At 60.3% G+C, this 15,196-nt stretch carries 9 protein-coding genes; 5 read left to right on the top strand and 4 right to left on the bottom strand.

Features of this window, described 5'->3' with window-relative positions; translation table 11 throughout:
• Nucleotides 1-48: 48 nt before the first annotated feature.
• Nucleotides 49-786 (top strand): acetoacetyl-CoA reductase, encoded by a 738-nt coding sequence (gene phbB, locus ACFO24_RS06140; protein WP_377737528.1) that lies wholly within the window; start codon nt 49-51, stop codon nt 784-786.
• Nucleotides 787-1,368: 582 nt separating this feature from the next.
• The gene (locus tag ACFO24_RS06135; protein WP_377737527.1) at nt 1,369-2,034 is read left to right on the top strand and encodes a LysE family translocator; all 666 of its coding nucleotides are present in this window, start codon (nt 1,369-1,371) and stop codon (nt 2,032-2,034) included.
• Nucleotides 2,035-2,140: 106 nt separating this feature from the next.
• Here the strand turns inward: ACFO24_RS06135 and ACFO24_RS06130 are convergent, their stop codons facing one another.
• From ACFO24_RS06130 to ACFO24_RS06115, 4 genes are all read right to left on the bottom strand, one after another.
• Entirely contained in the window at nt 2,141-4,198 is a 2,058-nt protein-coding gene (locus ACFO24_RS06130; RefSeq protein ID WP_377737526.1) for a M3 family metallopeptidase, read from the bottom strand.
• A 197-nt stretch (nt 4,199-4,395) separates the two neighbouring features.
• On the bottom strand, nt 4,396-5,256 hold the full coding sequence (gene folD, locus ACFO24_RS06125) for a bifunctional methylenetetrahydrofolate dehydrogenase/methenyltetrahydrofolate cyclohydrolase FolD (protein WP_377737525.1): 861 nt from the start codon (nt 5,254-5,256) through the stop codon (nt 4,396-4,398).
• Between the two features lie 136 nt (nt 5,257-5,392).
• On the bottom strand, nt 5,393-6,022 hold the full coding sequence (locus tag ACFO24_RS06120) for a response regulator transcription factor (protein ID WP_377737524.1): 630 nt from the start codon (nt 6,020-6,022) through the stop codon (nt 5,393-5,395).
• An 11-nt stretch (nt 6,023-6,033) separates the two neighbouring features.
• The gene (locus ACFO24_RS06115) at nt 6,034-8,562 is read right to left on the bottom strand and encodes a PAS domain S-box protein (RefSeq protein WP_377737542.1); all 2,529 of its coding nucleotides are present in this window, start codon (nt 8,560-8,562) and stop codon (nt 6,034-6,036) included.
• Between the two features lie 304 nt (nt 8,563-8,866).
• On the opposite strand from ACFO24_RS06115, the gene aceE reads away from it, so the two are divergent.
• From aceE to lpdA, 3 genes are read left to right on the top strand one after another with little or no spacing between them, the layout of a single operon-like run.
• The gene (aceE, locus tag ACFO24_RS06110; protein WP_377737522.1) at nt 8,867-11,575 is read left to right on the top strand and encodes a pyruvate dehydrogenase (acetyl-transferring), homodimeric type; all 2,709 of its coding nucleotides are present in this window, start codon (nt 8,867-8,869) and stop codon (nt 11,573-11,575) included.
• Nucleotides 11,576-11,592: 17 nt separating this feature from the next.
• The gene (gene aceF / locus ACFO24_RS06105) at nt 11,593-13,326 is read left to right on the top strand and encodes a dihydrolipoyllysine-residue acetyltransferase (protein ID WP_377737521.1); all 1,734 of its coding nucleotides are present in this window, start codon (nt 11,593-11,595) and stop codon (nt 13,324-13,326) included.
• 16 nt (nt 13,327-13,342) lie between these two features.
• Nucleotides 13,343-15,187, top strand: coding sequence for a dihydrolipoyl dehydrogenase (gene lpdA / locus ACFO24_RS06100; protein WP_377737519.1), 1,845 nt, complete (start codon nt 13,343-13,345; stop codon nt 15,185-15,187).
• Nucleotides 15,188-15,196: the final 9 nt, after the last annotated feature.

Below are 15,196 nucleotides of genomic sequence, written 5' to 3'. Positions count from 1 at the left end.
GCGCGAGCAGTCCATTTATAAAGCGATAGAGTAATTCAAGGAGAAACTATGAGTCAAAAAGTAGCTTACGTCACCGGTGGTATGGGCGGGATTGGAACGGCAATTTGCCAACGTCTGCACGACGATGGTTTTAAAGTCATTGCTGGCTGCGGCCCCACCCGTGACTACACAAAGTGGCTCGACGAGCAAAAAGCGCTTGGCTATACCTTTTACGCCTCGGTGGGTAACGTGGGCGATTGGGAATCGACCGTCGACGCCTTCAGCAAAACCAAAGCCGAGCACGGCAGCATTGATGTGCTGGTGAACAACGCCGGTATTACCCGCGACCGCATGTTCATCAAAATGACGCCGGAAGATTGGCGTTCAGTGATTGAGACCAACCTCAACTCCATGTTCAACGTGACCAAGCAAGTGGTGGCCGACATGGTGGAAAAAGGCTGGGGCCGCATTATCAATATCAGCTCGATCAACGGTGCCAAAGGCCAAGCTGGGCAAACCAACTACTCGGCGGCCAAGGCCGGGATGCACGGCTTTTCTAAAGCCCTGGCGCAAGAGCTGGCCAGCAAAGGCGTGACGGTGAACACGGTCAGCCCCGGCTATGTTGGCACTGACATGGTGCGAGCCATCCGCGAGGATGTGCTGGAGAAAATTGTCGCCACCATTCCCGTCAAGCGCTTGGGTGAGCCCAAAGAAATCGCGTCGATGGTGTCGTGGTTGGCCTCAAACGAAGGTGGTTATGCCACTGGCGCCGAGTTCTCGGTGAATGGCGGTCAGCACATGCAATAAGAACGTGTTCACGATCTAAGAACGTGTTCACGATCTCCTCATGGGTGTGCGGGCGCGGCTTCGGGCGGTCTGCGTCGTTGCAAATCCTCGCAATAGCCAAGCTATTGCTGTGGTTTGCGCCTCGCAACCCATCCCGAACCGCATCCCCCACACCTTCATTCGAGATCATGAACACGTTCTAAGCGCCCTGCGCTGAAAAGCAAAACGCCTGCAACTGTGCAGGCGTTTTTTTGTTTGTTCTAAAGCGAGGGTGGGGACGGCGTTACTATCGACGGTTTGCTCAATGGGCGCTACCGCCAATGCACGCTAGGGCGCTTAGCGTTTGCGATCGCGTTCGTCTTCAGGCCAGATGCAGGTGTTCATGATGGACTCTCAAAAAAAGGTGAGGTCAAAAACCAAAGGGGCTTAATGCGCTAAAAGCATTAAAAGCGAGCGGGGCCGCGTTTGCGATCGCGTTCGTCTTCGGGCCAGATGGTGATCGGTTGGGTTGCAGTCATTGCGTTCACTCCTTAGATGCAAGGTTTAACGCCAGGGCTGCCGCTTCGGTTTACTGGGCAGTGAAATTTTTTTTGGATTTTTTAAATGTTGTTGAGCTTGTGGTTGTTGTACGTTTCTTTGGCGGCAGCGCTGATTGCTTCGCCAGGGCCATCGGCCTTGCTGTGTGTTTCGCATGCGTTGGCGCATGGCGCACGTAAAACCATCGGCACCATTTTGGGAGGGATTACCGCCTCCATGACGTTGATGTTGCTCTCAGCCCTGGGCTTGGGGGCAATCATTGCCGCTTCCGATACGCTGTTTAGCGCGATTAAATGGGCCGGAGCGGTGTATTTGCTCTACTTGGGCATCAGCACTTGGCGCAATGCCAAGCAGGCCCCGGTGGGTGTGGAGGTGGACACCGAGGTTGCCAATGCCGGTGCGCCAGAGCGTGCTGAGCCGGCAGATACCACCACCTTTTGGACGCTGTTTCGCAAAGGCTTGATGGTGGGACTGGGCAATCCGAAAGATTTGCTATTTTTCAGCGCCTTGTTTCCGCAGTTTATGGATGCCAGTGCGCCCGTGGCGGGGCAGTTGCTAATTTTGGGCTGTACTTGGATGGTGCTCGATGGCTCGATCATGCTGATGTATGTGCTGGCGGGGGCCAAATTGCTGGCCCGTTTGCATGGCACGCGCGCCGGGCAGTGGTTTGACCGGGCGACAGGGGGGGCGTTTATTGCGGCGGCGGGGATTTTGGCGACAAGCCAGCGCTAAAGTATTTAAAAAAGAGCTGCTTGCGCATTGCCTGTCTATATTTCAGAGGTTTTTTATACTGAAATATAGATGGTTAAAGCGCAAGCAGCTCTTTTAATATCGACTTTTATGCGCTGATAGGTTCTGCCATGCCTTGGTGGCGCAGCAGGGCATCGAGCTGCGGGGCCCGCCCACGGAAGGCGGTGAAGTTTTCCAGTGCGCTGCGGCTGCCTCCGCGCTCCAGAATTTCGTGCAGGTACTTTTGCCCAGTAGCACGGCTGTGGCTGCCGTCGGGGTTGTGCGTTTCTTCAAACGCGGCGTAGGCATCGGCAGAGAGCACTTCGGCCCATTTGTAGCTGTAATAGCCCGCCGCATAGCCGCCAGCAAAGATGTGGCTGAAGGTGTTGGTGCTGCGGTTGTAGGGCGTGGTGGGCAATACGGCCACCTCATCGCGCACTTGCTGCAGCAGGGCCAGGTAATCGCCGCTGGGGGCGGCCTGGGTGTGCAGCAGCATGTCGAACAGGGCAAATTCCACTTGGCGCAGGGTTTGCATGCCAGCCTGGAAGTTTTTGGCCGCCACCATTTTGTCGAACAGCGCACGCGGCAGGGGCTCGCCGGTTTTGACATGGGCCGTCATGTGGCGCAGCACGTCCCATTCCCAGCAGAAGTTTTCCATGAACTGGCTGGGCAGCTCCACCGCGTCCCATTCCACGCCGTTGATGCCGCTGACATCTTTCTCCGTCACTTGGGTGAGCAGGTGGTGCAGGGCGTGGCCCGATTCGTGGAACAGGGTGATGACGTCGTCGTGGGTGAGCAGGGCGGGTTGGCCATCGACCCCGTCAGCAAAGTTGCACACCATGTGCGCCACGGGCGTTTGCAGCTGGCCGTTGTCCGGGCGCTGCCAGCGGCTGCGCACATCGTCCATCCAGGCGCCGCCACGTTTGCCGGTGCGGGCGGGCTGGTCCAGGTAGAACTGGGCAATGGTTTGGCCATTACGCTGCAGGGCGTAGAGCTGCACCGCCGGGTGCCAGACCGGGGCCTGGTCGGGCACGATGGCCACGTCAAACAGGGTTTCGATGATTTTGAACAGCCCGGCCAGCACTTTGGGGGCGGTGAAATATTCTTTCACTTCCTGTTCATTGAAAGCGTAGCGCTGTTCCTTGAGTTTTTCAGCGATAAACGTCCAGTCCCAGGGCTGGGGATCGCTCAGGCCGAGGTGTTCGCGGGCAAATTGGCGCAGGTCTTGCACGTCTTTTTCGGCGTAGGGGCGGGCCCGCTGGGCCAAGTCGCGCAAGAAGGTGATGACTTCTTGCGGGGAATTGGCCATTTTGGGCACCAGAGAGACTTCGCCAAAATTGGCGTAGCCCAGCAACTGCGCTTCCTCGTGGCGCAAGGCCAGGAGCTCTTCGATGATGGGGCGGTTGTCGTACTGCTGGCCATCGCCTTCGGCCTGGTCCGAGGCGCGGGTGACGTAGGCGCGGTAGAGCTTTTCCCGCAGGCTGCTGTGGGTGGCAAATTGCATGACCGGCAGGTAGCACGGGATTTTCAGGGTGAGTTTGAAGCCGTCTTTGCCCTCGGCTTGTGCGGCGGTGCGGGCCGCTTGCTGCACGTCGGCGGGGATGCCTTGCATCTCTTCGGCCGTGGCGTAGTAGGCCCAGCGATCGGTGGCGTCCAGCGTGTTTTCGCTGAATTTTTGTGCCAAGGCGGCGCTGCGCTCTTGAATCGCGGCAAAGCGCTCTTTGGCAGCGCCTTGCAGCTCGGCACCGGACAGGACAAAGCTGCGCAGGGCGTTGGCATGGGCTTTGCGCTGCTCGGCATTGAGGGTTTGCACATCGACGGCTTTGTATTTGGCGTACAGGCGCTCATCGGCGCCCAGGCGCGTCCAAAACTCGGTGACCACCGGCAAGGCGGCATTGAAGGCGGCACGCAGCTCGGGCGTATCGGCCACGCTGCTCAAGTGGCTGACGGCGCCCCAGGCACGGCCCAGGGCTTCGGTGGCGGTGTCCAATGTGGTGGCCAAGGCATTCCAGTCGGCAGGGAAGTCGGGGGCGGTGACGGTTTCCAGCGCTGCACTGGCGTGGGCGATGAGCTGATCAATGGCCGGGCCCACATGCTCGGCACGGATTTGGTCAAACAAGGGCAGGCCAGTGCTGGCCAGAAGGGGGTTGGGGGTGTGCATAGTCATGGGGGCTAGGTTGTGGTGCAAACGCAGGGTTCAAGGCCTGCACATGGGCAAGATGCGATGAAGCAAGAGCTGTGACCGCTGATAAAACAAGTGATTTAGCAGCAAAGTATTAAAAATTTTATTTAAGCATTGCGGTTGCAGCTATAAAAAAACCCTGGGGCGGGGGCACCAGGGTTTGCGTGAGGGTGTGCCGTGCGTTATTGCTTGGCTGCGACACGCTCGGCCGCTTCCAGGGTATTGACCAGCAGCATGGTGATGGTCATGGGGCCGACACCGCCGGGCACGGGGGTGATGTGGCTGGCCACGGTTTTGCAGCCGTCAAAGTCCACATCGCCGCACAGCTTGCCCTCGTCGTCGCGGTTCATGCCTACGTCAATCACTACGGCACCGGGCTTGAGCATGTCGGCGGTGAGCACATTGCGCTTGCCCACGGCGGCGACCACGATGTCGGCTTGGCGCGTCATGGCGGCCAGATCAGCGGTGCCGCTGTGGCAGATGGTGACGGTAGCGTTGGCCGCCAGCAGCATCATGGCCATGGGCTTGCCGACGATGTTGCTGCGGCCAATCACCACGGCGTGCTTGCCGCGCAAATCTTTCATGCCGATGCTTTCGAGCATCTTCATGCAGCCGTAGGGGGTGCAGGCCTTGAAGCCGACTTCGCCCACCATCAGCGCGCCCGCGCTGGCCACGTGAAAGCCGTCCACGTCTTTCAAGGGCGAGATGGCTTCGATGACTTTGTGGTCGTCAATGTGCTTGGGCAGGGGCAGTTGTACCAAGATGCCGTGGATGCTGGGGTCGTTGTTCAGGGCTTGGATGCGCTCGAGCAACGCCGCTTCGGTCAAATTGGCATCGTATTTTTCCAAAACCGAATGAAAGCCCACATCGGCGCAAGCCTGCACTTTGTTGCGCACATAGACTTGGCTGGCCGGGTTTTCGCCGACCAAAATCACCGCCAAGCCCGGCTGCACCCCTTGGGCCGTCAAAGCGGCGGCGCGTTGGGTGACTTCGGTACGCAATTGGGCGGAGAGGGCTTTGCCGTCGATGATCTGTGCTGTCATGGTCGTGGGGAAAAAAGAAAAGGAGAGAAAGGGAGAAGAAAGAGGGGGAGTAAAAAAGCACGCTGCCAGCGCAGACGGTATAAAACGCAAGCACGTTTTGCTATCTGGCTGGCAGGTTGGGGCCGAGGGGGCAAGTTTATGCGTTCGTGTTGTGGGCCGAGCCCAGGGCCACTTTCAGCAAATCGGCCACGGTGTTGGCCCCCATTTTTTCCATGATGTTGGCGCGGTGGGCTTCAACGGTTTTGATGCTGATGCCCAAATCGTCGGCAATTTGTTTGTTCAAGCGGCCAGCGACGATGCGTTCAAGCACCTGCGATTCGCGCCCGGTGAGTTTGGCCAGCAAGGCTTCGCGGGTGGCGGCCTGTTGCTGGTCGGTAAAGGCGGTGCGGGCGTGCTCAAGCATGCGCTCGACCACGCTGACCAAGGCACTTTCATCGAAGGGTTTTTGAATAAAGTCCAGAGCGCCTTTTTTCATGGTGTCCACGGCCATGGGTACATCGCCGTGGCCGGTGATAAAGACGATGGGCAGGGGCGAATGGCGCTCGATCAGCTTGTCCTGCAGCTCCAGGCCCGTCATGCCATGCATGCGAATATCGGCAATCAGGCAAGCGACTTCGCGGGGATCGTAACGCGCTAAAAAGGCTTCGGCCGATTCAAAGCAGCGCACGCGGTAGTCTTTGCCCTCTAGCAGCCACTGCAGAGAGTCGCGCACAGCTTCATCGTCATCCACAACGTAAACGATGCCTTTTTTCGCAGTCATATTCATAGGGGGGTTCCTTATTGTTGGGGGAGAGTGTCCTTGTCTTCCTGCAGGGCGGCTGGTTCAGCCAGAGGGATCCAGAAGGAGAAACAGCAGCCCGTGACCTCCGATCCATTGTAGAGGTTCTGCGCTTGTAGTCGGCCGTTGTGCGACTCGATAATGCTGCGGCACAGGTTCAGGCCAATGCCCATGCCTTCGCTCTTGGTGCTGAAAAAAGCTTCAAACAAACGCTCCAAAACCTGCGGCGGCAAGCCAGGGCCGGTGTCTTGAACGGCAAACTCCACCCCGGGGCGCTCTTCCAGCGTTTTAGGGCGCACCAGCAGCTCGACGCTGCGCCGCCCCTCGGGGCGGCCACCGTGGTCAATGGCTTCGGCGGCATTTTTCATCAAATTGACCAACACCTGCTCGATCAAGATGGCGTCGGCCAGCACCGGCGGCAGCCGCGCAGCAATGTGGTGCGACAGGCGCACGTTGCGCCGGCGCAGCTCGAAGTTGGCCAGCTCCATGGCCTCGGCCACCATGTCTTCGACCTGGGCTGGGGCGCGGTTGGGTTCGCTGCGCTTGACGAAGGAGCGGATGTGCTGGATCACCTGCCCGGCCCGCTGGGCCTGGTGGGCCGTTTTCTCTAGCGCAAAGCGCATTTGGCTTTCCGTCAGGGTGCCGCTGTCCAGGCGCGAGAGCATGCCGCTGCAGTAATTGTTGATCGCCGTTAGCGGCTGGTTGAGCTCGTGCGCCACACTCGAGGCCATCTCCCCCATGGTGATCAGGCGGCTGGCCGCTTGGGCGCGTTCGGCCTGCTGGGCGGCTTGTTCCTCGGCCTGGTGGCGGGCGGTGATGTCGGTGGCAATCACCATTTGTGCCAGCCGTCCATCCACCCAGGTGAGGTAGCGCGAGCGCACCTCCAGCCATTTATTGAGCTCAGGCCAAAATACTTCGGCATTTTTATTGCGGGCTTTGGGGCGCAGGTTCAGGGCATTGTCATCTTCTTGCGGGCTGGCTTTGACAATCCCGGCTTGCTGCAACAGCTGCAGATGCCCGGTGGTTTGCGAGCCAAACCACTGGCGGTACGATTTGTTGGCAAACAGCAGTTCGGCACTGCCCAAAGGGGCGACGGAGACCGAGGCATCCAGGGATTCCAGCACGATGGTGAAGCGCTCGTGGGAGGCAGCCAGCTGGGCGCGGATGCGGTTGGGCTCGGTAATGTCGGTAATCGAGGACATCCACCCGGTGTGCTGGCCGTGGGCATCCACCAGCGGAGAGACATACAAACGGGCATCAAAGCAGGTGCCGTTTTTGCGCTGCACCTTGATTTGAAAGCCGCCGGGCACAGTTTTGCCAGACAGTTCTTCCTTGAGCTTGAGCATCAAGTTGGCGTACTCGGCCTGGGGCCAGTAAGGGTAGGGGGGCAGTTGGCCCACCAGCTCGGCTTCGTCCCAGCCAGTCATCTGGCAAAACGCGGCATTCACATACGTGATGCGCCCTTGCAAATCGAGCGCCCGCATCCCAGTGAGCAGCGAGTTTTCCATGGCGCGGCGAAAGTTGGTCTCGGCCACCAAGGCCTCCTGGGTGCGCAAGCGCTTGCCGGTGTGGCGCCAAGTGCCCAACAGCAGCCAAGCCGTGAGCAAACTGAGCGACCCAACCAGCCAAAACAAACCATTGCCTACCAGCCCGGGCGAAGTGCGGTAGGCCTGGGCCGATAAAGAGAGCGAATCGCCCACGGGCATGACGGGCAGGGTATAGGCCTTCAGGGGTTGCAGGCCAATCCAGGGCAGGCTCAGCCGGGGCTGGGCATGCGAGCCCCCAGGGCTGGAGAGTGTGCGCCCCTGGGCATCGAGCATGCTGACGGTGTAGCGCGACAAAATTTCTGTCGGCGTGGTGTAGCGCAGCAGGTTATCGACAGAAAATTCTGCAAGCACTGTTCCTAAAAATTTCACACCCGCAGTAATGGGCACCTGCAGCTGCAGCATGGGGGGGGCCGCGTTGGGATCCATCTGCGGCTGCCAATACACACTTTGGGGCTGCTTGCGAATCTGGGCAAAGATGGTGGCCGTAGGGCCTGGCGGCAAAGGCAGGGCAGGGGTGTGCAACTGCCCGCTGGGTACCGCAGGGGCCGCTTGGCTGATAACCACGGTGCTTTCGGCATTCACCCAGGTAATTGCCTGCAGCTCGGGGTATTGGGTGATCAAGGTTTCGGCCCGGCTGGCAAATTCAGCCGTGCCCATTTGCTCCGTGGCCACGTCACGGGCCAGGCGCATGATTTGCTCTTGCCGCTCTAGTAGGCGCAGGCGCATGCGCTGCTGGGTGTAATGGACAGAGCGCATCAGGGCATCTTGCTCACGGTCTTGCTCTTCGGTGCGCAAGTACCAAAACGATGCGACGATGGCCACAAAAAACAACGCCACCGAAATCAACGGCGCGATGGCGGCCAAGCGGTCTTGGCGGGTGGGCGAAAGGCTGCGCCACCAAGAGCGCCACCAGCGGGTGGGGGGCTCTAGCGAAAAAGGATTGGTCGGCGCAAGGTCAGAGTGGTGGTGCGGTGGCGGCATTGGCATGGCCGGCAGTGTAGGGGAGGCGGTTGCTTGCATGCATGCAATTGAGCGGGATTGCGCAATGTGCATCTGCAGCAAAATTTCACATTAAGAAACTAAAAAGCATGCTTTGAAATTTTAAAAAAATATGCGACACTTCGCAGGGAAAGTGCCGCAAAACGTGCTGCTAATCAGGATTGCGCCAAGTGATGAAGCAAGGTTATACCTGCCCCTTCACGCAGCAAATATTCCAAATGTTCTATTGGCAGCGTGTCGTTGCAGACACTTGCAATGCAAGCCTCTTGACCTGGAGACGACAAAGATGACAACCCAACCCTCGACGACACAGAATACTCCCGCGCTGGATCCGCAAGAAACGCGCGAATGGATGGATGCCCTCTCTGCGGTGATTGACCGTGAAGGTGCGCAGTACGCCCACCACCTCATCGAAGAAATGCTCGAGCACGCGCGCCAAAACAGCATTGATCTGCCGTTTTCGGCCAACACCGGCTACGTGAACACCATTGAGCCGGCGCAGGAAGCGCGCTGCCCCGGCAACATCCACATCGAAAAGCGCCTGCGGGCCTTTATGCGCTGGAACGCCATGGCCATGGTGGTGCGTGCCAACCGCATCCACCCCGAAGATGGGGGGGATTTGGGCGGACACATTGGCTCGTTCGCCTCACTGGCTTCTATGTGGGGCGCGGGCTTTAACCACTTTTGGCACGCCGAGAGCGAAAACCACGGCGGCGATTGCATCTACTTCCAAGGCCACAGCGCCCCCGGCATCTACGCCCGCGCCTACTTGGAAGGCCGCATCACCGAAGAGCAGCTGGAAAACTTCCGCCAGGAAGTGGACGGCAAGGGCCTGTCCAGCTACCCCCACCCCAAGCTGATGCCCGGCTTCTGGCAGTTCCCCACCGTCAGCATGGGCCTGGGGCCGATGATGGCCATCTACCAAGCCCGCTTCCTGAAATACCTGCACGCCCGTGGCATTGCTGACACGGCCAATCGCCGCGTTTGGGTGTTTTTGGGCGACGGTGAAATGGACGAGCCCGAGAGCAAGGGCGCCATCAGCCTGGCCGCGCGCGAGAACCTGGACAACCTGATTTTTGTCATCAACTGCAACCTGCAGCGCCTGGACGGCCCGGTGCGAGGCAACAGCAAAATCATCCAAGAACTGGAAGGCGACTTCCGTGGCGCGGGCTGGAACGTGATCAAACTGCTGTGGGGCAAAGGCTGGGACGACCTGCTGGCCCGCGACAAGAGCGGCAAACTCAAACAGCTGATGATGGAAACCCTGGACGGCGACTACCAAACCATGCGCGCCATGGACGGGGCCTACATCCGCAAGAATTTCTTTGGTAAGTACCCTGAAACCGCCAAACTGGTCGAGCACCTGACCGACGACGACATCTGGGAGCTGCGCCGGGGCGGCCACGACCCGGAAAAGGTGTACGCCGCCTTCCACGCCGCCAACGAGCACAAGGGCGAGCCCACGGTGCTGCTGGTCAAAACGGTCAAAGGCTATGGCATGGGCAAGGCCGGTGAAGCCAAAAACACCGTGCACCAGACCAAAAAACTGGCCGACGAGGACATCAAATACATCCGCGACCGCTTCAACATCCCCATCTCGGACAGCGAGCTGGAAAGCCTGCCGTACTACAAACCGGCGGACGATACCCCCGAGATGCAGTACCTGCACGAGCGGCGCAAAGCCCTGGGCGGCTACCTGCCCAAGCGGCGCACGCACAGCGATGAGAGCTTTACCGTGCCGCCGCTGGAAACCTTCAAAGCCATTTTGGAGCCCACTGCTGAGGGCCGTGAAATCTCCACCACCCAGGCCTATGTGCGCTTCTTGACGCAGCTGCTGCGCGACAAGGCGCTGGGCCCGCGCGTGGTGCCCATCCTGGTGGACGAGGCCCGCACGTTTGGCATGGAAGGCCTGTTCCGCCAAATTGGTATTTACAACCCCAAAGGCCAGCTCTACACCCCCGTGGACCGCGAACAGGTCATGTACTACAGGGAAGACAAGGCCGGGCAAATTCTGCAAGAAGGTATCAACGAGGCGGGCGGCATGTGCTCGTGGATTGCGGCGGCCACGTCGTACTCCACCAACAACCGCATCATGATTCCGTTCTACGTGTACTACTCGATGTTTGGTTTCCAGCGCTTTGGCGACTTTGCCTGGGCTGCGGGCGACATGCAGGCCCGTGGCTTTATTCTGGGCGGCACCAGTGGCCGCACCACGCTCAACGGCGAGGGCCTGCAGCACGAGGACGGCCACAGCCACATCTACTCGGCCACCATCCCCAACTGCATCAGCTACGACCCCAGCTTTGCCCACGAAGTGGCCGTCATCATGCAAGACGGCATGCGCCGCATGGTGCAGAACCAGGAAAACGTCTTCTACTACATCACCCTGCTCAACGAGAACTACGCCATGCCGGGCCTGACTGCGGGCACGGAAGCGCAAATCCTCAAGGGCATGTACCTGTGCCAACCAGGGCAAAAAGTGCCACAAAGCGGGCTGCGCGTGCAGCTGCTGGGCTCGGGCTCGATCCTGCGCGAATCTCTGGCGGCCCAGAGCATTCTGGAAAAAGACTGGCAAATCGCTGCCGATGTCTGGAGCTGCCCCAGCTTTACCGAGCTGGCGCGCGATGGCCAGGAAGTGGAGCGCTGGAACCTGCTGCACCCGCTGGAAACCCCCAAAACCGCCTTTGTCGCCCAGCAACTGGCCGCCCATGCTGGCCCGGTGGTGGCTTCGACCGATTACGTCAAAGCCTTCCCGGAGCAAATTCGCCCGTACATCCCCAAAGGCCGCAGCTTCAAAGTGCTGGGCACCGATGGCTTTGGCCGCTCGGACTTCCGCACCAAGCTGCGCGAGCACTTTGAGATCAACCGCCACTACATCGTGGTCGCAGCCCTCAAATCGTTGGCCGACGAAGGCAAGCTGCCCGTCACCAAAGTGGCCGAAGCGATTGCCAAATACGGCCTCAAAACCGACAAGATCAACCCCCTGCACGCTTAATTGGAGAAGACAAAGTTATGGCACTCGTAGAAATTAAAGTACCGGACATTGGCGACTTCGACAGCGTGGGCGTGATCGAAGTGCTGGTCAAAGCGGGCGACACCATCAAGGTGGAGCAATCCTTGGTCACCGTCGAAAGCGACAAAGCCTCGATGGAAATCCCCTCCAGCCAAGCGGGCGTGGTCAAAGAGCTGAAAGTGGCCCTGGGCGACCAAATCCGTGAAGGCAGCGTGCTGCTGCTGCTGGAAACGGCGGACAGCGCAACTGCTCCCAAAGAAGAAGCTGCTAGCGCACAGCCTGCCGAAGTTTCCACGGCAAAAGCACCTGAAACCAAAGCAGAACCAGCGGTAGCTACTTCGGTAAATGATCCGGTAGCCACTACGGTAACTGCAGCAGACACCACCGTGGACATCCGCATCCCCAATATCGGCGACTTCCAAGACGTGGCCGTGATTGAACTGCTGGCCAAGGTGGGCGACACCGTGGCCGTGGAGCAATCGCTGTTTACGGTCGAATCGGACAAAGCCTCGATGGAAATCCCCTCGCCCGCAGCGGGCACCATCGTTGCCTTGACCGTTCAGCTGGGGGACAAGGTGAACGTGGGCGACGTGGTCGGCCAGATGGCCGTGCAAGGCGCTGCCGCACCCGCTGCCGCACCTGCACCTGCAGCACAAAATACGGCTCCAGCGCCCGCCGCTGCTGCGCCTGCAGCTCCTATTACAGTAGCACCTGTGGCCGCGCCCGTGGCCGTTGCTGCCGCTGCCGTGCCCACGCACAACCCCAGCGTGGCACCGTCGGCCCAGCTGCCGCACGCCTCGCCCTCGGTGCGCAAATTTGCGCGCGAACTGGGCGTGCCGCTGGCCGAGGTCAAAGGCTCGGGCCAAAAGGGCCGCATCACCCAAGAAGACGTGATGGCCTTCACCAAGTCCGTCATGGCCGGTGCCGTGCAAACCGCCGCGCAAGCCGCTGCAGCCCCCAAGGCGACCCCTGCGGCGGGCGGCAACGTCGGCGGTTTGGAAGTGCTGGCCTGGCCCAAGGTGGACTTTGCCAAGTTCGGCGCCGTCGAGCGCAAAGAGCTGTCGCGCATCAAGAAAATCAGCGGCGCCAACCTGCACCGCAACTGGGTGATGATTCCCCACGTCACCAACAACGACCTGGCCGACATCACCGAGCTGGAAGCCTTCCGCGTGCAAACCAACGCCGAAAACGCCAAGGCCAAGAGCGATGTGAAAGTCACCATGCTGGCCTTTGTGATCAAGGCCGTGGTGGCGGCGCTGAAAAAATTCCCCGAGTTCAACGCCAGCCTGGATGGCGACACCCTGGTCTATAAGCAGTACTACCACATCGGTTTTGCCGCCGATACGCCCAACGGCCTGGTGGTGCCGGTGCTGAAAAACGCCGACCAAAAAGGCATCCTGCAAATCAGCCAAGAAATGGGCGAGCTGGCCAAAAAAGCGCGCGACGGCAAGCTGGGCGCGGCCGACATGCAAGGCGGCTGCTTCTCGATTTCGTCGCTGGGCGGCATTGGTGGCACGCACTTCACGCCCATCATCAACGCGCCGGAAGTGGCCATCCTGGGCTTGTCCAAGAGCGCCATGCAGCCCGTGTGGGACGGCAAAGGCTTCCAGCCGCGCCTGATGCTGCCGCTGTCGCTGTCGTACGACCACCGCGTTATCGACGGCGCTGCCGCCGCCCGCTTCAACGCCTACCTGGGCGCGGTGCTGGCCGACTACCGCCGCATCCTGCTGTAAGAAAGGGCCGCACACTATGGCAAGCATTGAAATTCAAGTGCCCGACATCGGCGACTTCGACGAAGTGGGCGTGATCGAAATCCTGGTGCAACCGGGCCAGCGCGTGGAGCTGGAGCAATCCCTGATCACCGTCGAGTCGGACAAGGCCTCGATGGAAATCCCGTCCCCGGCCGCCGGCACCCTGACCGCGCTGCGCATCCAGCTGGGCGACAAAGTGCGCAAGGGCAGCATCATCGCCACCATGGAAGTGGAGGGCGCTGCGCCCGCAGCGGCTGCGCCTGCTGCACAAAACCCAGCAGTCAGCGCAAGCCTGGCCGCGTTTTCTGAAGTAAAAACCACGCCCATTCAAGCCCCTGCAGCGGCTGCAGCTGCAGCACCTGTAGCAAGCGGCTTTTCGGGCCATGCCGATCTCGATTGCGACGTACTGGTGCTGGGCGGCGGCCCTGGCGGTTACAGCGCCGCGTTCCGCGCGGCCGACCTGGGCTTGAAAGTCGTCCTCGTCGAGCGCTACGCCACCCTGGGCGGCGTGTGCTTGAACGTGGGCTGCATCCCCTCCAAAGCACTGCTGCACGTGGCCGCTGTGATGGACGAAGTGCAGCACCTGGAAGTGGCGGGCATCCAGTTTGGCGCGCCGCAGGTCAATATCGACCAGCTGCGTGGCCACAAGGAAAAGGTCATCAGCAAGCTCACCGGCGGGCTGGCCCAAATGGCCAAAATGCGCAAAGTGACCACCGTGCGCGGCTTTGGCCACTTTGTCGGCAGCCACCACCTGGAAGTGGAGGAAACGACCGGCAGCGGCCAAGAAAAAACCGGCACCAAGAAGGTGGTGGCTTTCAAGAAGGCCATCATCGCCGCAGGCAGCCAGGCCGTGCGCCTGCCCTTCATGCCCGACGATCCGCGCGTGGTGGACTCCACCGGCGCACTGGCCCTGCAGGGCGTGCCGCAAAAGATGCTCATCGTCGGCGGCGGCATCATCGGCCTGGAAATGGGCACGGTGTACAGCACGCTGGGCGCACGCCTGGACGTGGTCGAGATGATGGACGGCCTGATGCAAGGCGCGGATCGCGATCTGGTCAAAGTCTGGCAAAAAATGAACCAGCACCGCTTTGACAAGGTGATGCTGAAAACCAAAACCGTTGGTGCCCAAGCCACCCCCGAAGGCATCAAGGTGCAGTTCGAGGGCCTGGACGGTACCAAGAGCGAAGGCACTTACGACCTGGTGCTGCAAGCCGTGGGCCGCACGCCCAACGGTAAAAAAATCGGTGCCGACAAGGCGGGCGTGGCCGTGACCGAGCGCGGTTTTATCGACGTGAACATCCAGATGCGCACCAACGTGCCGCACATCTTTGCCATTGGCGACATCGTGGGCCAGCCCATGCTGGCGCACAAGGCGGTACACGAGGCGCATGTGGCGGCCGAAGTCATCGCCGGTGAATTGCAGGGCAACAAAGAACTGGCCGCCGCCGCGTTCAACGCCCGCGTGATTCCCAGCGTGGCCTACACCGACCCCGAAGTGGCCTGGGTGGGCCTGACCGAAGACCAGGCCAAGGCGCAAGGCATTCAGGTCAAAAAAGGCCTGTTCCCCTGGGCCGCCTCGGGCCGCGCCATTGCCAATGGCCGCGACGAGGGCTTTACCAAGCTGCTGTTTGATGCGCAAACCCACCGCATCCTGGGCGGCGGCATTGTCGGCACCCATGCGGGCGACATGATTGGCGAGATTGCCTTGGCCATTGAGATGGGTGCGGACAGCGTGGACATTGGCAAAACCATCCACCCGCACCCCACACTGGGCGAGAGCATCGGCATGGCGGCGGAAGTGGCGCATGGCAGCTGCACGGATGTGCCGCCTGCGCGCAAGTAAGTCCGCAGC

The organism is Comamonas denitrificans (genome assembly GCF_042654745.1).
Taxonomy (GTDB): Bacteria; Pseudomonadota; Gammaproteobacteria; order Burkholderiales; family Burkholderiaceae_C; genus Comamonas; species Comamonas denitrificans.
The sequence above is the reverse complement of the archived record's forward strand: the minus strand, read 5'-3'. Positions and strand labels throughout refer to the sequence as shown.

What these genes read in the sequence shown, in the direction of transcription:
- phbB (WP_377737528.1), top strand. Translation starts at nt 49, where the DNA reads ATGAGTCAAAAAGTAGCTTACGTCACCGGTGGTATGGGCGGGATTGGA.
- ACFO24_RS06135 (WP_377737527.1), top strand. Translation starts at nt 1,369, where the DNA reads ATGTTGTTGAGCTTGTGGTTGTTGTACGTTTCTTTGGCGGCAGCGCTG.
- ACFO24_RS06130 (WP_377737526.1), bottom strand. Translation starts at nt 4,198, where the DNA reads ATGACTATGCACACCCCCAACCCCCTTCTGGCCAGCACTGGCCTGCCC.
- folD (WP_377737525.1), bottom strand. Translation starts at nt 5,256, where the DNA reads ATGACAGCACAGATCATCGACGGCAAAGCCCTCTCCGCCCAATTGCGT.
- ACFO24_RS06120 (WP_377737524.1), bottom strand. Translation starts at nt 6,022, where the DNA reads ATGAATATGACTGCGAAAAAAGGCATCGTTTACGTTGTGGATGACGAT.
- ACFO24_RS06115 (WP_377737542.1), bottom strand. Translation starts at nt 8,562, where the DNA reads ATGCCGCCACCGCACCACCACTCTGACCTTGCGCCGACCAATCCTTTT.
- aceE (WP_377737522.1), top strand. Translation starts at nt 8,867, where the DNA reads ATGACAACCCAACCCTCGACGACACAGAATACTCCCGCGCTGGATCCG.
- aceF (WP_377737521.1), top strand. Translation starts at nt 11,593, where the DNA reads ATGGCACTCGTAGAAATTAAAGTACCGGACATTGGCGACTTCGACAGC.
- lpdA (WP_377737519.1), top strand. Translation starts at nt 13,343, where the DNA reads ATGGCAAGCATTGAAATTCAAGTGCCCGACATCGGCGACTTCGACGAA.